Below are 20257 nucleotides of genomic sequence, written 5' to 3' on the forward strand. Positions count from 1 at the left end.
TGGAGGAAGTTTGCCATCGAACGGCGGCCAGGGCTAAGCCGACCTAGTGTGAGGGCTTGGAGGTGTCGGAATGAGGGGCCGGTTTCGCCCCGACGGCGCTCATCACCTCCATCAGTTGCGCTTGAGAGAATGGCTTGGCCAGGCAAGGGATTTCCGAGGGAAGACCGGTCACTGTATCGGCGTACCCCGACACCAGAATCAGCGGCATCTGCGGCCAGCGCTCACGCACCAATGTCGCCAGTTGCGTACCGGTCATGTGTGGCATGGCGTGGTCGGAAATCATCATGTCGAATCGTTGCCGGTCCAGCCAGATCAGGGCTTCACGCGCTGAACTCGCGGCCTGCACGCGATGCCCCATGTCCTTGAGCATCTCCACGGTGCTGAGTCGCACCAGCTCATCGTCGTCCACGGCCAGTATGTCCCAAACGGCCGAGTGAGCGAGGTCCCGCACCGGGTGTTGCACGCTGCTGTCCAGAAGCTGCTCGGGTGCCGTGGTCGCCGGCAACCAGAGTTCGGCGGTCGTTCCGATACCCGGATTGCTGGACAGCCGCAAGGCTCCGCCCGATTGCTGAACCAGTCCGTGCACCATGGACAAGCCCAGGCCAGTGCCTTCACCGATGCCCTTGGTCGTGAAGAAGGGCTCCGTCGCACGCTTGAGCGTTTCTTCGTCCATTCCTCGGCCGTCGTCTATGACGCAAAGGCACCCGTATTCGCCAGGGCGGAGCTGTGCGTCGGCTACCTGCACGGTCCGCAGGCTGGCTTCGATCCTGATATGCCCCTGGCCATCCATGGCGTCGCGTGCGTTGACGGCCAGGTTCAGCAACGCCGCTTCCAGTTGATTGGGATCGGTGAGGACCCAGACCAAGGCTGGCGCGGGTGTAATCTGCAGTTCGATGGTGGGACCGAGCGAGCGCTGCAAGAGTTCGCTCATCCCCGTGATCAATTCCCCGAGTTCGACGGCCTCGGCCCGCAGTTCCTGGCGGCGCGCGAACGCCAGCATTCGAGCAATCAGCGTGGCACCCCGTTCGGCGCCGGTTCGCGCGTTATCGACCAATTGCAGGAGTTGCGGCGTGGGAGGCATTCGCCGGCGCAACAGCTCCAGGCTGCCAATCACGGCCATCAACAGGTTGTTGAAGTCATGGGCGATGCCGCCGGTGAGATTGCCCAATGCTTCCATCTTCTGCGATTGATGCAAGGCCTGTTCGGTGCGGCGGATGGCGGCTTCGCTCTGGCGCAAGGCCTCGGTGCGTTCAAGCACCCGCGCCTCCAGGTCGAGGCGAAAGCGCTCCTCGCTGTCCCGGCGTCTTGACTCGGCGCGTACCCGCTCGATATGGGCCCAGGACCGCTCGGCCACTTCAGTCAGCAGTGACAGTTCGCGCGGAGTCCAGCAGCGGGGAACCCGGTCATGAATCGCCATCAACGCGGTGAGTCGGCCGTCTTTTACCAATGGCATACAGATGGTGGCGGCCAGCCCGATACTCAGAAACGCCTGAGCCTCGGCGGGCTCCAGTTCATTGGCGTTGTCGTTCAGGATAAGCGGCATACCCGAATGCAGGTTGTGCATCGCCAGTTTGCCGAAGTCGGCCAAGCGATAGTGCCCGACGATGCTGGCCGAGCCGGGGGCATGCCAGTCGCCGCGAATCGTGAAACTGTCCTGGTCCGACTCCATGTCGGCATAGGCGCAGACCGCGATCTCCAGATGCTCGCCCAACATCCGCGTGGTGGTCGCCATGATGACGTCGGCATCGTTGCTGCGGGCAGTTTCCTTCCCCAGTGCATCCAGAAAATGGAGGCGCCGCTCATTGGCCCGCAACGCTTCTTCCGCTTCCCTGCGGCTGGTGACGTCTGTTGCCGTGCCGAACCATTCGATGATTTCGCCGTGCTCGTCAAACAGGGGCACGGCGCGCGAAAGCACCCACCCCAGCGTTTCATCGGCGCGTATGACCGGGTGCTCGAGGGTGAAAGTGGTTTTATGGCGGATGGCTTCTGCGATAGCCCGATTCACCTCAGGCTGGTGCTGAGGGGGAACGTAGGTGTCCAGCCAGCTGAGGTTCGATGGCATGGCGTCTTTAAGAAAACCTTTGCCTTCGAGTTGACGGAGGGTGCGCCAGTCTGGCGAGACTCGATAAACCACGTCCGCCGTCGCGTTGACCAGCGCGCGCAAGCGCTGTTCGCTCTGTTGCAGGTTGCGGCGTACCAGGACCCGCGACGTGGTTTCCACGACGATGGCAATCACGCCGCCGGGCGTACCACTTTCGTCATAAACGGGTGAGTAATCCAGGTCCATCCAGACCTGCTCTGCGTGCCCGTGGCGATACAGCGTCAGCTCCTGGTCTTTGTAGGCCAGGGTCTGGCCAGCCAGGCCGACGCGCATGACCTGATCATTGAACTCGGCAACCTCCGCCCAGCCTTTGCGGACTTCAGAACCCAATAAACGCGGATGACGCTCCCCGGCGAAGATGGAATAGGCGTCGTTGTAAATCATGATGCCCTTGACGCCCCACAACAGCACGATGGGCACTGGTGACGCCAATAGCATCGAGGTGACCGATTTAAGGCTCTGAGGCCAGAGGGCGGGGGCGCCCAAACCACTGGAGGACCAGTCGTGATGACGAATCAGCTCGCCAAGTTTACTCGGAGGCAGGAACGACAGACTGTCCGTCGCGGGGGGCTGGATCATAGGGACTCAAGTCCATGAGAGGCAGGGTGGATGGCTATGCGAGTCGGTTGCGAAGCGATAGTTCCGACAGGGTAACAGCGGCCGGTAGAAGAGGGTATCCGGCCGGTCCAGCCTGGGCGGGCAGCCGGACCCTGTGTTCTGGAGCGGCAACGGGTAGGGGGTCACCCGCGTGCGAGCGGCAAGGGTGGACCGCCACTGTACCTGCGACATAGATGTCAGGCCGGTGTCGTCGCGTTTCATCGACGCAAAAAATATTTTTGGAAACCGGTGAGGTAAATGGCGTTTCGACCCGTGTAAGGTGAGATAGGAATAATTCTCTTTTGCTATTCTCTACGGAGTCACTTACGTGGTCATGCTGCTCAACCGCACCAATGCTTCACTCCTTCTGTGTTCTGCACTGCCGTGTCTGGCGATGGCGGACCAACCGGTGACCGAGCTTCCGGCCAGCACCATTGAGTCCACCTATGACGCCAGTGGCGACTCCAGCAGCTACACCCGGACCGACAGCAGTACCGCGAGCAGAGGAACGACTCAGAACCGCGACGAAGCACAGACCGTCAACACCGTTACTGCGCAAACGCTCAATGACTATCAGGTGAAAGACCTCAACGATGCGATGCGTTTTGTCAGCGGTGTCACGCAGACCAACACCCTGGGCGGTAGCAAGGATGCGGTGGTCAAGCGCGGTTTCGGCAGCAACGACGATAACTCCATCTTGCGTGACGGCGTCCGTTCGGCCATCGGCCATAACCTGGGCGCCACCACCGACCATGTGGAAGTGCTGAAGGGGCCCGCGTCGCTGATGTACGGCGCGCTTGAGCCTGGCGGGCTGATTAACGTGATCAGTAAACAGCCGCAGTTCACCCGCAGCACGACGCTGACCGGATCGGGCTACAGCGAGGGAGGCGGGACGTTTGGCGTCGACACGACCGGCCCGATGGGCGATACCGGACTGGCCTATCGCCTGATCGCCGAGCGCAGCCACGAAGACTACTGGCGTAATTACGGCGTGGACGAGCATACGCTGATTGCGCCGTCGGTGACCTGGGTGGGTGAGCGCGCGAGTTTCTCGCTGGCCTACACCTACAACGACTACGCCAGCCCCTTTGATCGCGGAACGGTGTTTGTCAATGGACACCCGGCGAACATCAGCTACCGCGATCGACTGGATGAGCGGTGGGCGAAGTCCGAGGGGATCAGCCAGAGCACGACCGCCAAGTTCGAGTATCAGCTCAACGACGACTGGCGCAGCCGCCTGACCTATGGCTGGACCGAGGACCGCTACAGCCTCGCCATCGCGCAGCCCAGCACATTGAACGGCAACACGTTGCGGCGGATCGCCAACGGCGGCCATTACGATTACGAAAGCCGCTATACCGCGCTGGATTTTCTGGGCGACCAGCAGATCTTCGGTCAACGGCATGAGATCACGGTCGGTGCGGACAACGAGTCGCTGGATAAATACCGTGGCAAAACCTACCGCAATAGCAGCACCCCGGCCGGCAACCTCAACATTCAGAATCCCGTCTACGGCAACCTTGCCGAACCTGCGACCGTCAGCGCCGCGCAGAGCAATGCGCGGAACAACCTCGTGACGACCTCGGTGTACTTCAAGGACAACTGGCACCTCAACGATCGCTGGATTCTGGTGTTTGGCGGTCGTCAGGAACACTGGGACCAGTACAGCGATCAAGGGCTGGGCAGAGCCTATGCGCCTGGTGCAGATTCCAACGGGGATAAATTCATTCCTTTTGGCGGGATTGTCTATCAACCGACGGAAACGGTGGCGTTGTACGCCAACTACAGCCGTTCATTCGTGCCCAACGATGCTGATGATGCAGGCAACAGCTTCAAACCCACCGAAGGACGCAGCTACGAGGCGGGGATTAAATACACGCCGGTCGAGCGACTCAACGTGAATCTGGCGCTGTATGACATCGTCAAAAAGAACCTTGTGAACAGCGTGCTACAAAGCAATGGTGACAGCATTGACGAAGCGGTGGGTAAAGCGCGTTCGCGTGGCGTCGAGCTGGATGTGACCGGTGAGATCGCCGAGAACTGGAGCCTGATCGGCACCTATGCGTACGACCATACGGAGGTGTTGAAGAACGAAGAGTCGCCCGAGCAGGAAAGCAATCGGCTGCCCAATGCGCCCATGCACACCGCCAGCCTGTACCTGACTCACCATCTCGCGCTGCCGGCTGACACGGGCAAATGGCACGTCGGCGGCGGTGCTCGCTACGTCGGTCAGCGTCCGGGGGACGATGCCAACAGTTTCTGGCTCGACAGCTATACCGTCGCGGATGCATTTGTCCGTTGGGACCTGCCGGTGCACGACTACAAAACCAGCCTGCAACTGAACGTCGACAACTTGTTCAACAAGGAGTACTACCCGTCGACCACGGGCAGCAGCACGCTTCAGGTGGAAGAGGGTGCGTTGAGAACCGCCCGAATCACGGCCAGTGTGACGTTTTGATGCCAAGGGCCTGCATGGGGTCAGGGGCTTCGTCCTGACCCCATGCAGGCGCCGACGGTAGGATCGGCGCGGCCTGGACGGGAGGAGACGCTGTTGACGGCCTGATCCTGCAGTGCCGCGGATGCCTGACACGACGCTGTTAAACATCCTTATTGCGTAAGCGCCAGGTAGAAAAGGCCGATCAGGTGCTGGCCACCAGTGCTTTGATCTTTTCGACCACTGTGTCGATATCGAATGGCTTATCCAGAACCTCGATGAAGAGATCCGGGCGCGCCACCCCGAGATAGGCTTGCGCTCCGCTCATGAGCATGATCGGCGTGGAAGCATGAAGCTCCTTGCTTCTCACCGCGTCCGCAAACTCGATACCGGTCATGCCAGGCATCATGAAGTCAGTAATGATCAGGTCCGGGCGCTCCCTGTCCAGAATCTCCAGCGCTTTCTTTCCGCTCCCTGCGGTGACGGTCATGTATCCCTCGTCCTCGAGCGCAAAGCTTAAAATGTCGGCGATCAGGTACTCGTCATCGACGATGAGAATGGTCGTCATGACTGGTGCGCTCGTCGGAGCCTGTCAAATGCGCCTGGACGCGCAAGCCAGACTCGCTGGGTTGTTCTTGACATGTGCATGAGTCAGACCTTATTCACGGCTACCCCGAAATCACCTATAGCCACCTCCAGCAAAGAAGGGTCGTAGGCACTGTCCCTGATTTTCAGAATAAAAAGCTCGCGTTTAAGTTCAGAACCTTTTCGTGCGAATCGGATGAGGAGCAGATTGTCCACGATGCTGGAGAGATCCGAAGCGGGTGCATCGATCTCGCTGCCCAGCAGCGTTTGAGTTTCCCACGACGCCATGGTCGTGACCCCCCGGGTGCGCAGCTCCGCCATCAGTGCGGCAAGCAGGTCATGGATTCGGCTTTTGTCCGCCGCGACCCGGCCCATCCCGCTGAGGCTGTCGATGAAAACCCGCTTGATTCCTCTCTCCTGGACAACCTTGAGCAAGTCGTAGCCCAGCTTGTCGATCAGGCCCGGCGTGGTGGGGTTCCATATGACGTGCAAGGCCCCGCTGTTCTGCATGGCCTCAAGGTCGAAACCGAACGCGTTGGCCTTGACCCTGAGCCGCTGTGGCGACTCGAAGAACCCAAATAACAGCCCAGGCTCCTCCGGCGTACATTTGCTTAAAAAATGTAGCCCGATGGAGGTTTTCCCTGCCCCGGACGGGCCTGTCAGCAAGGTCACCGAGGAGCCTACGAGGCCTCCGCCGATCTGTGGGTCCAGCGAGTCGATGCCGCTGCTGACCGGTGTGATTGACGTGAGGTCAACCACCGAGGCGCAGCTCAGTACGCTTTCGAGTCGGGGATACACATCGATCCCGTTGTCTGTGATTTCAAACTCGTGGGCGCCTGGTAGCGAACCACTGCCGCGGGTTTTGCGAAGCCGCATGCGGCGAACGGTTCTGGGGCCAAAGGCCTCTTCACCCATTTCGATGACGCCATCGACCATGGTGTGCTCGGGGCTGCCATCGTCCAGTTGCGAGCTTGTCAGGAAGATGACCGTGCAGCCGGCAAAGGCGGCGTGGCCTTGAAGTTCGGAAATGAACTTCTTGGTATCGATAGGCAATTCGGCTTGTGATCGGGCATTCAAGAGGCCGTCCAGGATCATCAGCGTGGACTTCTGCCGGCTGATTTCCCGACGCAGCAGCTTGACCACTTCATCCAGACCTTCGTTTTCCAGGGTGTCAAACGCGCTGACGAACTGGATTTTTCCCCCGATCTGACTTTTGTCGAAAAAGCTGAGCGTCGACAGAAACTGGAAAAGCCGATCGTGAGGCTCTGCGAGCAAGGTGGCGAAGAGGACATTCGCACCGCTGCGCACATGGTTGAAGCCGATCTGATTCGCAAGAATCGTTTTTCCTGAGCCAGGGCGACCTTGAACGATGTAGGAAGCCCCTGCCACCAATCCGCCCTTCAACAGGGTATCAAGGCCCTCGATGCCGCTTTTCAGGCGTTTTAACTGTTCCACGTCTCAGTCCTCTACTGATTCAGCCAGCAACACGACAGGTGTACGGGGTGGGGCTGATGCTGCTGGTTGTTGCGGACAGCTATTCTATCCAAAGCGCGGACGTCCGCCAGCCATCTTTTCGAGGCGCGACTGGTCGAACGGATGGAGTCGTCGGCGTGTTTAAGAGGGGCTTAGCGGCGTTGGTTGCAGCAGTTCGCGGGTGTTGTCAGTGATGATCACAGGGCGGTATTGCAGGTCGACAAGGCGGTCTGCGTTTTCATCCGGAGGAGGGCAGGCCAGCGCACCGAAGGCCAGCGCAATCTCGGCCTGCTCAGCCGGGAAATAGACGAACGTTTCGGCGGTGGCAGCATCAAGCATCAGACGATAAGGGCATTCGTCGACAGGGCACAGCAACAACCGTAGCTCGTCCAGGATTTTCAAACGATGGTAGACCGATGCCCCGTGTCCCAATGATTTGCTGTACCACTCGGTCATATCTTTGCTCGTCAAACGGATAGTTAAAGTTCTGACACAACGCTGAAAATGTTGGTTCCGCAACTCGGATCACCGTTACGCAAACGCTCCACAAGGGTGGCATCCGGGAGAGCCGCCACCCTGTTTCGATAACCCTGATGTTTATCGGCTCACGCTTTCGTGTCAGATCGAGTGGCTGTAGACCAGCGCGTAGGACTCGATGCCGTCGTTCGGTTCCTTGATGCCTGCGTTGGAGTAATGGGTGACCCGCAGCCCTACCTTTTGCGTGTCGCCAATCTTGATGCCAGCGCCAAGGCGGTCTTCGAAGTTAAAGGCCGAACCGAATTTTTGATCGCCCGCCGTCGTGCCCGAAAACATCGCTACGCCAATCCCGGCTTCCACGTACGGCTTGATGTGACCGCTTCCGAATTCGTAAACGAACACGGGGGCGAAGGACAGGGAATGACGGCCACCTGCTTCATCGCCGGCCTCCCAATAGGTGTACCCCAGATCCCAATAACCCGTCAGTTTGCCTGTCGAGCTTTCCATCCAGCTTTTGTCCCAATCGAAACCCAGGCCCACTCGGGCGGTGAGTCCCCCCTGGCTGGTGGCACCCAGCGCGCCGGAGATATCGGCAGCGTGTGCATTCAGCGTGAAACCGGACAGACACAATGCAGCGATCAGGATCTTTTTCATATTTTTCATGAGGCTATATCTTGATGAGGTTGGGGATGCGGGCGACGCCGCGCCTTGGGGTAGGGCAGATCGCCATCAGAATGGTTCAATTTTTTTTGAGGGAAAAATGACGGCTGCGATTGTCGCCCTCACCATGTGTCGAAGTCCCCCGATTACCCGTCCGGCAACCAGACGAAAAAGTGAACGGCGGTACGCCGTTGAGATCCGAGTTTTACATTCAGACCCGGTATGCCAGCGGCATACGGGCAATACGGAGAATGCTCATGGCCGTTACTGTGAAGAAGCTGGAAGGGATTGAAGTGCCCGAAGCGTTACGTCGCGGCGAAGATCAGACGATCTTTAAAGTGACCGACGTCGACGGCAGCACCCATTGCCGGGAAAACGAGGTAGACGCTGCAAAGCTTGTCGTCGAGCTCAGCGAGGAAGCGAAAGACGACAGCAGGTGATGCAGGGGAGCTGACGTTTGCTGGAAACACGCTTCATTTTCTGACTACCTTTCTCAACGCCCTGGACAACTGGTCCAGGGAATAGGGTTTGTGCAGCAGTTCGAAGCCATCGCAGCCTTTGTCAGCGAGTACATGGCTGTAGCCGGACGTCAGCACCACCGGGAGCTCCGGGTAACGCGTCTGCAGTTCGTAAGCAAATTCGATTCCCGTCATACCGGGCATGACGACGTCGGAAAAAACCACGTCGAACGGTTGGGTGGCGCACTCAAGTTCGGTCATGGCCTCATGAACACTGGTGCTGAGCACAGTCTTGTAGCCTAGCTCGGTCAATGCCTGCACCGCGGAGATGCCGACATCGCGGTTGTCTTCGACGACCAGTACGCAGGTGCCGTGACCCTCTTCCAGGGGCGTATCCGGGAACGTCGGTTTTGAGCGCCAGCCGTCTTCACTGACTCGCGGAAGATAAAGGGTGAACGTGGTGCCTTTTCCTACCTCACTGGTCACTGCAATCTCGCCACCCGACTGTTTGGCGAAGCCAAACACCTGACTCAGACCCAGTCCCGTCCCTTCACCGACGTTTTTGGTGGTGAAGAACGGTTCGAAAATGTGCTCAAGCTCCGTCGCCGGTATGCCCGCGCCGGTGTCCGAGATCGAGATGGCAACGAATGACCCGCTCGAGGGGGGATGAAGCCGGATGGAGGGCACCGACTCCACGGGTCGCACGGTGATGGTAAGCCTGCCTTCCCCCTTCATTGCATCCCGGGCGTTGGCGACCATGTTGACCAGCGCGGTATCAAACTGGCTTTGATCGGCGTTCACGCAGCAAGGGCGCTCAGCGAGCTGGATAACCGTTTCGATTCGCGAGCCGCTCAGTGTTCTCATCATCCCACTGATCGCATCGACGTTTTCACAGGCGCTAAAGACTTCGGGTTGAAGGGCTTGTCTGCGCGCGAAGGCGAGCAACTGCCCGGTGAGCCGGGCGGCGCGATCAACCGTTTCTGAAATGGCGGTCACGTACCGCAGCCGCCGCTCTTCGGTCAGTTTCGGCCGCATCAACAGATCGGTGGAAGACCGGATCACCGTCAGCAGATTGTTGAAGTCATGGGCGACGCCGCCGGTGAGTTGCCCGAAGGCTTCCATCTTCTGGGACTGGCGCAGGGCCTCTGCCTGTTCTCTTTCCTTGGTCACGTGCCGCCCTGCGGCGTACACCCGGCCGTCCTCGAAGGTCCCTGTCCAGCTGAACCATTTGTACGAACCGTCCTTATGGCGCAGTCGGTACTCATAGGGAACGGTCAGCGGTGTCTCGAATATGGTGGTGAATGCGGCCAGTGCGCCCGCCAGGTCGTCCGGGTGTGTGTAGTCCGGAAACGTGGTACCGACCAGCTCGCTTTCAGACCACCCCAACTGTTCGGTCCAGCGCCCGTTGACTTCATCCAGCGTGCCGTTGGGCGAGGCAATGACCAGAAGTTCCTGAGAAAGTCCCCATGCCCGGTCACGCTCACGGGTGCGGATCGCCAGATTGTTCGCCTGATCTTTTTCGCGGGTGATGTCGCGTCCGCTGCAATAAATCTTCCCGTCCTCGAGCACCGCCACCCACGCCACCCAGCGGTACTTTCCGTTGCGATGACGGATGCGATTCTCAAAACGAGAAACCGGGCGGCCTTGTGCCGCCTGGCTGAATACAGCCTCACTGTCAGGCACATCGTCCGGATGGACGAAGGACAGAAATGTCGTGTGCAACTCTTCTGGCGACCACCCCAGTGCGATCGTCCAGGCAGGGTTGGATGCCTCGATGATTCCGTGGGCATTGATGACGGACAGCAGGTCATTGCTGAGCAGCCAGGTACGGCTTCGCTCTGTGGCCCGCTCATTGACCTTGCGCTCAAGGTAGTTGTTGAGATCGCGCAGCTCGTCCTGGCTCTGGCGCAGTCGCTGATCCGAGCGATGCCGTTCAATGGCGAGCGCAGCGGTCTGGGCGATGACGGCGATGGCTTCAATATCGGCGTCGGTTGGCGTGCGGGGTTCGCCGTAGTAAGCGGCGAAGGTGCCAAGCGTCTTCCCGTCCGCTGCCTTTAATGGCGTGGACCAGCACGCCCGCAGCCCATGAGCAGTCGCGAGGTCCGCGTATCCCCGCCACAGCGGGCTGGTGACGATATCGTCGACATAAACGGCAGCACCACGCGCAGCGGCGGTACCGCATGAGCCGATGCCCTCGCCGATGGCGATGCCGTGGATGGCTTCGTTGTAGGGGGCAGGCAGACTGGGGGCTGCGCCGTGAAGCATGTACTGACCGTCTTTGCTCAGCAACAGCACCGACGCTTTCATATCGCGACTTTGCGCTTCAATGGCGAGCAGCAGATCATTGAGCACTTGCGCAAGCGGCATGCCGGCGGCGATCTGTCCCAGGACCTTTCTCTCACGCTCGATGAGCGCCACGGGGGAATAACGTCCACCCAGCAAATTCAGATCAATGGATGGCATGGCGAACTCCTGGAATTCGGTACGTGATGCAGAAACGGGGCGTGATCAGGGGACTTTCCGGCAGCGGGTGACCCGTTTTACGGTTGCGGATACGGCGACATCCCCACCAGTCTTCCGATCGTTGGCCGGGCGAAGAGATAGCCCTGCATCAACTCGACGCCCATCTGCAACAGGGTTTCGCATTCATCCTGCGTTTCAATTCCCTCGGCGATCACCGTAATGTTCAGTCGGTCGGCCACCAGAACGATGCCTTCCAGGATCGCCTGGCGTGCAGGATCCCGATCGATGCCGCGCGTCAGCGCCATGTCGATTTTCAAGACGTTCGGTTGGAACATCGCCAGAAAATTAAGTCCGGAATAGCCGGACCCGAAGTCATCGATGGCCGTTGTAAAGCCTTGACGCTGGTACTCCTCGAAAATCGCTTTCAGGTGTTGCGGATCGTCCACACGCTCACCTTCGGTGACTTCAAACATCAGGCGCCCGACCGGAAACTCAAAAAGGCGAGCGGCTTCCAGCGTTGCGCGAACACAGGTCTCGGCCCTGTAAACCGCATTGGGTAAAAAGTTGATACTGAGCTTGCAGTCAGGGATCGCCAACAGTCCGAGTCCTGCGGCCAGCTCAATGGCCTTGACCCGGCAAGACTGGTCGAACCGATAACGGTTGCTGTCGTTCACGCGACCCAGAATGCTGGCAGCCGATTCTCCGTTGATCCCGCGCACCAACGCCTCGTAAGCGTAGGCGGCGCCGGTTTTGACATTGAAGATCGGCTGAAAAGCCATGGTGAAGTCAAAGCCCAGTCCGTCAGCATTGCGGCATTCAGCGCATCCAACAGACTTGAACTCAGAGGTGGGGATGCGCTGGGTCATGCGTGCTGCTCCGTAGGCGATAGGAATGCGTACCTCATGATGCTTCCCGGTGATTTGCAGAGTCCCGGAAGCAGGCATTAGAACCTTTTCCACCGCTTTGATGAAGCGGGTTCTACTGGGACAGGCGGCGATTGATTTCGATCACTTGGACTTGCATGACGCTGATCGACGGGACGATGGTCGGTTGATCGGCAGGAACGTTTACCTCGTCAAGCGATTGCGTCCGGTAGAAAGGGGTTGCGTTTCAGTGGCGTGACGACCCGCCGGCCGAGGAGGGCGGACCGATCAAGGGCCTCCTGGCCGCGAATCCTGACTGGCCCGGCGCGATCAGCACCGCCTTGAAGGATATTCGCCTGAACCGTTTGGTCAGTCAGATGCCCAAATCAGATACCCATCAGAGGACGTGACCATGACCGAAGAAAAAAAGAGGCGCCTAAAGAGGATGTTCCTGCCCACTCGACCGAACAGGAGAGAGAACGTCTGAAAGACTTCAACAAAGACGGCATACCGCCTGGGTCAAGCTGACGGCGTCTGTCGGTAACGGCTGCTTTCCTTTGGTGCGGTCTCCGAAAAAGGCAAACCTGTGCCTGGCAAGTGAGATCCCGAGCCGTGCCGCCATCTATCCTTTATGACCTGATTACCGCCGCGCAGGGCGCTTGCCGTCATGTAGCCCCAGCGTATTAATGGGCCTCTCCTGAAATCACGAAGTCCGGTACGAAAAGATTCGTACCGGACTGAGCGCGTGTGTAAGGGGGGATCGGTCAGTCAGTAGCGACCAGCAATTGTGGGCGCGAACGAAGCGCGTAACGCGCGCTGAAGAAGCTCACCGCGCCACCCAGCAGCAGCATGAAGAACGTACCCCAGGCCGCCTTGGAGACCTGTTTGGCCGCAACATCCGCAGCCTCGCGTGCCTGTTGCTCAGCCTGCTGTTTGAGCTGGTTCACTTTGGCGGCAGCCTCTTGATAGGCACGGGCATAGTTGTCCACGATCTGCTGGGCTTCAGCCGTGCTTTTACCGGTACGGGCCGCAACGATGTTGACCAGCGCTTCTTTGTCCGCTGCATTGAGGGCAGGCTCGCCCGCTTTCTGAATCCGCTCGAACCACTGCTTTAGCTGATCGCCGGCTTGCGTCGGATCAGTGGACGCTTGAGTTGCCGCCTGCTTGCCATCTTCCCCGGCAGCGTCGGCCTTCTGATCGAGTGTGGCGGGGTCAAGCGCCTGCTTGCCGGACTGCTTGAGCGTGGTGTCCAGTTCTGATTTCAGGCTGTCCCAATCCAGGCTGATGCCGTTCTTGTCCAGCTGTTGCTTGATCGTCTGCCCAACCCCGGGCGCTGCGGCGGCCACGCCATCGGCAGCCAGTGAAAGTCCCTTGCCCGCGATGTTGCCAGCGGTTCCCATCAATGAGCCCGCGAGCGATGCCAGCAGCCAGGTGGTGAGCAGGGTGCTGATGGTCCAGCTCAGCAGACCGTGCAGACCGCCGCGATCCGGCGCCGTACGGCCCGAGACCCAGGCACCGACACCGATGGCGACCAATGTGCTCACGAACAGCCATACACCTGCTCCGGTTCCGAACCCTTGCAGCGGATTGCCCTGCGCCAGCGGATTGATCGCGCCTGCGCCGATGGCGGTCCCGAGTACGCTCAGTACCAGGTAGGTGATCAGGGTAATGGACGCCCCCGCGAAGACTGAGCTCCACGAAACCCTGAACGGGGATGCCGCATGAAGGGTAGCGGGGGCAGCGTATGTCGAAGTCATAAGCGATTCCTCTTGTGCAATGGCAGCGCACGACCTGCGTGCGTGATACGAACCGTCATCAAGGCGGCTCAATTCGTCTCGTCTTGTGCGACGGGGTACGTGGTATCAGTCTGCGCAGGGCGGGTAGGCGTGTGATGACGCATTTGCACGGGTTGCACTGGTGCATTCGCACCGACGTTTCCGGGCGGCGCTGCACTAAGCTTGCACTGGCGAGTCCGATGGTTTGCTGTGCCCCGACGGTCGAGGGACAGCATTCGCCCACCGATCCAGGAGATGACATGACAGATGCCGTGCTTGCCCGAGAAACCAACCGTCGTCAGTTGCAGCACATTATTTCCGGGTTGTCGGATGGGGTCATTCTGGTCGAGGTCGATCAGACCATCATCTGGGCCAACGAAGCTGCGCTGCGGATGCACGGTGTGGATGAAGTGAGTGAGCTGGGTGCGGACGGCAGCGCCTACCGGGAACGCTTTGCGCTGCGCTATCGCAACAACCATCCGCTGGATCCGGATCAGTACCCGATCAGCCGGGCGGCGGCCGGTGAGGAATTCAGCGATGTGCTCGTGGAGGTCAGTCGAGTCGGGGACGAAGAAGATCGCAGCCGCGTCCATCGCGTACGCAGCATGGTCCTGGCAGACAGCAGCGGCGAGCCGGAATCCCTGGTTTTGATCATGGCCGACGCCACCGAATGGGCGAGTGCCGAACAGCGTTTCGAAAAAACCTTCAACGCCAACCCGGCCCCGGCTGTCATCTGCCGTCTGAGCGATCTGCGCTTCATCAAGGTCAATCAGGGCTTTCTGGAAATGACCGGGCATTCCAGGGAAAACGTGATCGGCCGTTCTGTCTACGAGGTCGACGTGTTGGAAAATGCAGAGCGCAAAGACCTTGCCATCGAGCGCCTGAACGCTGGCGCGACCATTCCTCAGATGCAGGCCGAGCTGAAAATGCCCGAGGGTGGCACCAAGCTGGTCATTGTCGCGGGACAGCCTCTGGACATGAACGAAGAAGACTGCATGTTATTTTCGTTCATTGACCTTGAAGCCAGGCGCAAGGCCGAGACGGCGCTGCGTCAGAGCGAAGACCGGTTTGCCAAGACATTCAAGTTAACGCCGGTTCCGATCATGGTTTGTACGGCGGACCGTCAGCAGATCGTCGACGCCAACGAGGCATTTTTCTCCACACTGGGTTTCACCACCCTGGAGATGATCGGCAAAACTGTTGCCGAGATGGACTTCCTCGATAACGGCAAAGACGCGGTGCAGCTGTTCGATATGCTTGAAAAGAGCGGGCGTATCGAGGGCATGGATTTCAAGGTCCGCAAAAAAAGCGGCGAGATCATGCACTGTGTCCTGGCAGCCGACACGGTGACCATTCAGGACGCGGCCTGTTACCTGTTCGTGTTCATGGACATCACCGAGCGCAAGCGGTCCGAGCTGGAACTGGTGGAGGCCATCGAGACGGTGATGAAGGATGCCTCCTGGTTCAGCCAGACGCTGATCGAAAAGCTGGCCAACGCCAAACGCGTCAATGGCCGGAATCTGCCCACCGCATCCTTCACCGATCTGACGGCCCGCGAGCGTGACGTGTTGGGCCTGATCTGCGAGGGGCTCGCGGACAAGGAAATCGCTGCACGCTTGAACCTGGCGCTCAACACGATCCGTAACCACGTCGCCACCGTGTATTCCAAGCTCGATGTCCACAGCCGGGCTGAAGCCATCGTCTGGGCCCGTGAACGCCACCTCTTCGCGGGGCAGGGCTCAGGCAAGCGCTAGTCCCTGATGCAAATGCACTGGCGACACTGGTGCAAAGGCGCCTTAAACGCCTGGCGGTCGTTGCTTAACCTGTGAGCGTACCGGCCACTTGAGGCCGCAACGCAAGTTGGAGGGCATACCATGAAGGCGGAACAGGTGAAGGGCGCATTGGAAAAGGCCGCGGGTAAAACCCAGGATTTTCTCGGCGAACTGACCGGGGACGAGCGCTTGCAGATGGAAGGAAAAGCCAGGCAGTCAGCCGGAGAGCTCCAGCAGCGCTATGGCGATGTGCTGGACACCTGCGCGACTTATCTGCAACGCAGACCTCGCGCGACCTTGTTCACAGTCTTCACAGTCGCGGGATTAACGCTGACGGTCGCCTGGCTGATCAAACGCCGAAACCGCTGAGCCCTCAGGTCAGGCGGATAAACCCAGCCATCCGTACCCAGCCATCTATCTGTCACAGGTGGCGGAGGCTTTTAGACCGTTTCGGCATGCAAGGCCCGATGCCTTGCCCGTATGCCGGATCACCCAGGGTGTCGATCATCGGCACCCCCTTACCGGAGAAGCAACCATGAGCGGCACTTCAGACAAAATCAAAGGCATGGCCAACGAAGTGGTAGGCAACATCAAGCAAGGCGTCGGCAAAGTCACGGGCAACGAAACGTTGCAGGTCAAAGGCAAGATTCAGGAAAAGAAAGGCGAAGCCCAGCAGGTGGTTGGGGACGTCAAGGACGCAGTCGATAAACGCTGACAGCGGTCAGGCTTGCAAGCGGCGGTCATCTCAGGATGGCCGCTTTTCGTTTGTGTGCGGGTTGGGTGGAGGGGCTGTCAGGCATGCACTGTCGCGTGGGAGACGGTTTTCCCCTGGCTGCCTGGCATTCCAGGATTCAGCGATAGAACCCCTTTCCGTCCGATCAGTCTGTTCCTGTATCACTTTCGGGAAAGCAGCCAATGTCCTCACACCAGACTCTTATTGTTCTTGCACGCGGCGGGTACGCCGCTCGAGGGGTGCTTTATCTGATCATCGGTATCTTCGCGCTGCTGGCGGCCCGGGATTCGACAAGACCAAAAGACAGCCACAAAAGCCTGGAAGCCTTGTTAGGCCAGCCGTTCGGGTATTTTTTAGTGGGGCTGGTGGTGGCGGGGCTGCTCGCCTTTGCGGCCTGGCGTGTCCTGCAAGCCACACGTGATGTCGACCATCACGGGAAAAATCTAAAGGGTCTGATCATCCGCGCCGGCCTGTTTACCGGAGGTCTGGTCAACGGTGCGCTGGCATTTTTCGCGCTGGGCCTTCTCGTGAGCGGCATGGGGCGCTCGGGCAAGACGGGAGGGCAAACCAAAGACTGGCTCGCGCATCTGTTGTCCTGGGAATACTCCAATGCAGTGGTGTACCTGATCGCGCTCATTCCGCTCGGGGTGGGCATTGCTCACCTCATCAAGGGATGGAAGGCATCTTTCGAGAAGTATTTCGAAGCCGACGAAGACGTCATGCGATACGTCCGCCCGGTTTCCCGGTTCGGCCTGATTGCGCGTGGCGTCGTTTTTATAGAGATCGCATTGCTGCTGGCCGTGAGCGGCTCCGCCTATCAAGCCGTGGATCCGCCCGGGATGAAGGAAGCCCTGGACGCGCTCCAGAATCTACCGGCGGGGTGGCTGGTGTTAATCGTGATGGCCTTGGGGCTGATTGCGTTCTCGGTTTACAGCTTTGCTGAAGCCTTCTGGCGCAAGATAAACATGGAGCTGCCAGCGTGGCCGCACGTGTAATGCCAAGCTACGGCCTGCGGGCAGAAGCAAGATTGTGCCCTGACATCATCTCCGCTTCGGACGGTATCGGTATTTAAGACGGCTCGGCGGCTTTTGATGCTGGCCGCAGACCGTAGGGGCCGCCGGGGTGGCGCTCCACCTTGTCCCGCGATCTGGTGCGCAGCGGCAGCAAAACCAAACTACCCGATTGTGCCTGACACTCCGCATGCGCAGATATTGCTGCCGGTTCCCGGCAGATCGCGGGACAAGCCACGCTCCTACACCTGCGGCAGAAGCGGATATGTGCCGGGCGGTACCGTTTTTAATTCTGGCCGAAGGCCGTGGGAGCAAGCTTGCTCTGGGCCGAACTCGGACGATCTACCGCGTAGCGGTAGCAAAACCAGGCGACTTGCTCGTTTCAGGCACACCGAGTGCACAGGGTTTACTGCCGGTTCCCGGCAGATCGCGGGACAAGCCACGCTCCTACGCCTTGCGGGCAGAAGCAAGATTGTGCCCGACCAACCCTGGGCCTTGGGTAGAAGCTAGGCCGTGCCCCGACATGATCTCCGCTTCGGACGGTATCGGTATCTAAGATGGTTCGGCGGCTTTTGATTCCGGCCGAAGGCCGTGGGAGCAAGCGCGCTCCTACAGGGTGGGGTGCGAAGGATCGATTCACGCATCAAGAAAGCGACGAGCGCTAGCTCCAGCCCGCGCTGTTCATATGCGCGACAGTCCAGACACCGCAAATCGCGACTTGGGTGCAGGCCAAACGCAGACGACGCGCAATGGGTCGAGCGGCATGGATGCCGCGAGAGCGCCGTCAGGACATGGATGTCCGTTCGGCGCGGGCCCACGGAGCGTCGTCGGAGTGCGGGTACCCGAGGAACGAGGGCCAAGCCAGGAGCCGGGCACTTTTGGTTACTTTTGGTGCCTTCAAAAGTGACCCGCCGGAGGGGCGGAAAGGTGAATCAGCGCCACCCGAGATAACGGATCTGCCCACCCTCCCAATGCCAAACCCAACGAACCCAAAAAGCCCATCAACCGCGAACAGTCAAAACAAAAAGGCCCTAACGTCGTCTACCTTTGGCCTGCTCCACGTCGCGTTCAGTGGAGCCTGAATTTTCTCGGTAAGAAGACCAGAAGCAGGATCTAAGAGGGCCTACGGCTTTTGATTCTGGCCAGAGGCCGTAGCGCGGCTGTCTCTGGGCCGCATCCGGACGATCTTGCGCGAAGCGGCAGCAAAGTCAGGCGACCCGGTTGTGTCAGGCACTCCGCATGCACCGGTTTTGTTGCCGGTTCCCGGCAGATCCTCCGAGTGCGGCCCAGAGCAAGCGCGCTCCTACACCAGTAAATGTCCTAACGCAGCCGCTTGATCATTCTAAGAAGGAATGATTTAACTTTCTTATTTATCGCTTTTTCTATCCTTGCGAATTGCTGAACATAGCCGCTCGAATAACCATAAAAATACAAAACAGGAGGGCTCATGACTGCAATTGCCACCACCGACACCGCCGTGCAGACCGTACGGTCTAAATATCGTTGGGTAGTTCTGTCGGTCATCGTCGTTGTCTACATGCTGGCGGCAGCCGACCGGGCCAATATCGGCATCGCGTTGCCCTACATCCAGAAAGAGTTCGGAACCACCAACGCTCAGGCAGGGCTTCTGGTCAGCGCGTTCTTCCTGTTTTATTCCCTGGGACAAATCCCCGCCGGGTTTCTGCTCAGCCGCGTAGGCGTGCGCCTGGTGGCGCCTGTGTCCATCGGTTTGACGTCCATCGTCACGTTGCTGATCGGCACGGCGCACAACTTCGGGTTGCTGAAAATCTACCGATCAGCACTCGGTATTGCCGAGGCAGCGCTGCCGTTGTCGATGCTGAGTACGATCAACCGCTGGTTTCCCGCACGTGAGAAAGGCCTGGCCACGGGCGCTTTTTTATCGGCCGCCAAAATGGGCGCGGTTATCGCCCCGCCGGTCGGCGCTGCGCTGATCATGCTTGATGGCTGGCGGACGATGTTTTTCGCATTCGCGATCCCGGGTGTGCTGATGGCGTTGATCTGGTGGTGGCTGGTACCCAACGAACCTCGCGGCGCGCGTAAGGTCAACGACGCCGAAGCCACCTACATCGAAGATCAGACCAAGACCGAAAGCGGTGCTCCACGCGTTCACAAAAACTTCGGCGCTCTGGACACGCTGCTCCGCTACCGGCAGACGACGCCGCTCGCCACGTCCCGTTCGGTGTTCGCGTCATGGAACGTTTGGGGCTGCGGTCTCGGGTACTTGCTGATGACCGGGGTTGTCAACGTGCTGCTGGCCTGGCTGCCGAAGTACCTGGGGGAGGTCAAGCATTTCGAGTTGATGCAGATCGGCTTCGTCGCCTCGCTACCCTTCGCCGGTGGAGTGCTGGGGAATATCGTCGGGGGCTGGCTGTCGGACACGGTGCTGGACCGTCGCAGAAAACCGACCATGATGATCAGCGCGGTCGCAACCTGCCTGATGATGGTTGCTCTGGTCTACGCGCCCAACGATCTGCTGTCCGTCAGTCTGCTGCTTTTCGGCACCGGCTTCCTGCTGAACATCGGTTACTCATCGTTTTCGGTGTACTCGATGGGGCTGACCACGCGAACCACCTATCCGGTGGCCGCTTCATTGGTCAACAGTGCCGGTCAGGCGGGTGGGGCCATGGCACCCCTGATCACCGGCATGCTGCTGGACAGTTACAGCTGGACCGCGGTTTTTGTCTTCCTGGGGGCGTGCTCGCTGGCAGCGCTGGTCTTCGTGCTGTCCATCCATGAGCCCGCCGAGCTGAGGGAGCAGCAAGCTGCCGGGTAAATACGTTCGCAAACGTCCTCACTGCCTGATCGGTGGATGGCGCACGGGAGCCGTCCCGTGCC

The 20257-nt window shown here is 59.5% G+C and carries 15 protein-coding genes; 7 read left to right on the forward strand and 8 right to left on the reverse strand.

Annotated elements, in window-relative coordinates:
- Positions 1 to 43 precede the first annotated feature (43 nt).
- Positions 44 to 2680, reverse strand: coding sequence for an ATP-binding protein (locus tag BMY73_RS04205; protein ID WP_092405237.1), 2637 nt, complete (start codon positions 2678 to 2680; stop codon positions 44 to 46).
- Positions 2681 to 3032: 352 nt separating this feature from the next.
- On the opposite strand from BMY73_RS04205, the gene BMY73_RS04210 reads away from it, so the two are divergent.
- Entirely contained in the window at positions 3033 to 5156 is a 2124-nt protein-coding gene (locus tag BMY73_RS04210; protein WP_092405239.1) for a TonB-dependent siderophore receptor, read from the forward strand.
- Positions 5157 to 5337: 181 nt separating this feature from the next.
- Here the strand turns inward: BMY73_RS04210 and BMY73_RS04215 are convergent, their stop codons facing one another.
- From BMY73_RS04215 to BMY73_RS04230, 4 genes are all read right to left on the reverse strand, one after another.
- Positions 5338 to 5700 carry a response regulator gene (locus BMY73_RS04215; RefSeq protein ID WP_092405241.1) on the reverse strand — a complete coding sequence of 121 codons (363 nt, stop codon included), beginning with the start codon at positions 5698 to 5700 and terminating at the stop codon, positions 5338 to 5340.
- Positions 5701 to 5783: 83 nt separating this feature from the next.
- Positions 5784 to 7172, reverse strand: a complete 1389-nt coding sequence (locus BMY73_RS04220; RefSeq protein ID WP_092405243.1) for an ATPase domain-containing protein — start codon at positions 7170 to 7172, stop codon at positions 5784 to 5786.
- A gap of 159 nt (positions 7173 to 7331) precedes the next feature.
- Positions 7332 to 7646 carry a hypothetical protein gene (locus BMY73_RS04225; RefSeq protein WP_092405245.1) on the reverse strand — a complete coding sequence of 105 codons (315 nt, stop codon included), beginning with the start codon at positions 7644 to 7646 and terminating at the stop codon, positions 7332 to 7334.
- Positions 7647 to 7808: 162 nt separating this feature from the next.
- On the reverse strand, positions 7809 to 8321 hold the full coding sequence (locus BMY73_RS04230) for an acyloxyacyl hydrolase (RefSeq protein WP_062382169.1): 513 nt from the start codon (positions 8319 to 8321) through the stop codon (positions 7809 to 7811).
- A 263-nt stretch (positions 8322 to 8584) separates the two neighbouring features.
- On the opposite strand from BMY73_RS04230, the gene BMY73_RS04235 reads away from it, so the two are divergent.
- Positions 8585 to 8767 carry a hypothetical protein gene (locus BMY73_RS04235; RefSeq protein WP_092405247.1) on the forward strand — a complete coding sequence of 61 codons (183 nt, stop codon included), beginning with the start codon at positions 8585 to 8587 and terminating at the stop codon, positions 8765 to 8767.
- A 33-nt stretch (positions 8768 to 8800) separates the two neighbouring features.
- Here BMY73_RS04235 and BMY73_RS04240 read toward each other — a convergent pair whose 3' ends face one another.
- From BMY73_RS04240 to BMY73_RS04255, 3 genes are all read right to left on the reverse strand, one after another.
- Positions 8801 to 11248 (reverse strand): PAS domain-containing protein, encoded by a 2448-nt coding sequence (locus BMY73_RS04240; RefSeq protein WP_092405249.1) that lies wholly within the window; start codon positions 11246 to 11248, stop codon positions 8801 to 8803.
- Between the two features lie 77 nt (positions 11249 to 11325).
- Positions 11326 to 12114: an EAL domain-containing protein gene (locus tag BMY73_RS04245; RefSeq protein WP_092405251.1), complete on the reverse strand. Its 789-nt coding sequence runs from the start codon at positions 12112 to 12114 to the stop codon at positions 11326 to 11328.
- 761 nt (positions 12115 to 12875) lie between these two features.
- Positions 12876 to 13868, reverse strand: coding sequence for a hypothetical protein (locus BMY73_RS04255; RefSeq protein WP_092405253.1), 993 nt, complete (start codon positions 13866 to 13868; stop codon positions 12876 to 12878).
- 278 nt (positions 13869 to 14146) lie between these two features.
- Here BMY73_RS04255 and BMY73_RS04260 point away from each other — a divergent pair, with 278 nt between their 5' ends.
- The 5 genes from BMY73_RS04260 (at position 14147) to BMY73_RS04280 (ending at position 20195) form a co-directional block, all read left to right on the forward strand.
- The gene (locus tag BMY73_RS04260) at positions 14147 to 15640 is read left to right on the forward strand and encodes a PAS domain S-box protein (RefSeq protein ID WP_062382174.1); all 1494 of its coding nucleotides are present in this window, start codon (positions 14147 to 14149) and stop codon (positions 15638 to 15640) included.
- A 120-nt stretch (positions 15641 to 15760) separates the two neighbouring features.
- Positions 15761 to 16027 carry a CsbD family protein gene (locus BMY73_RS04265; protein ID WP_092405255.1) on the forward strand — a complete coding sequence of 89 codons (267 nt, stop codon included), beginning with the start codon at positions 15761 to 15763 and terminating at the stop codon, positions 16025 to 16027.
- Positions 16028 to 16193: 166 nt separating this feature from the next.
- Positions 16194 to 16373: a CsbD family protein gene (locus BMY73_RS04270; RefSeq protein ID WP_062382176.1), complete on the forward strand. Its 180-nt coding sequence runs from the start codon at positions 16194 to 16196 to the stop codon at positions 16371 to 16373.
- A gap of 200 nt (positions 16374 to 16573) precedes the next feature.
- Positions 16574 to 17386, forward strand: a complete 813-nt coding sequence (locus BMY73_RS04275) for a DUF1206 domain-containing protein (protein ID WP_062382177.1) — start codon at positions 16574 to 16576, stop codon at positions 17384 to 17386.
- Between the two features lie 1462 nt (positions 17387 to 18848).
- The gene (locus tag BMY73_RS04280; RefSeq protein ID WP_092405257.1) at positions 18849 to 20195 is read left to right on the forward strand and encodes an MFS transporter; all 1347 of its coding nucleotides are present in this window, start codon (positions 18849 to 18851) and stop codon (positions 20193 to 20195) included.
- Positions 20196 to 20257: the final 62 nt, after the last annotated feature.

Source organism: Pseudomonas sp. NFACC02, assembly GCF_900110765.1.
Classification (GTDB): Bacteria; Pseudomonadota; Gammaproteobacteria; order Pseudomonadales; family Pseudomonadaceae; genus Aquipseudomonas.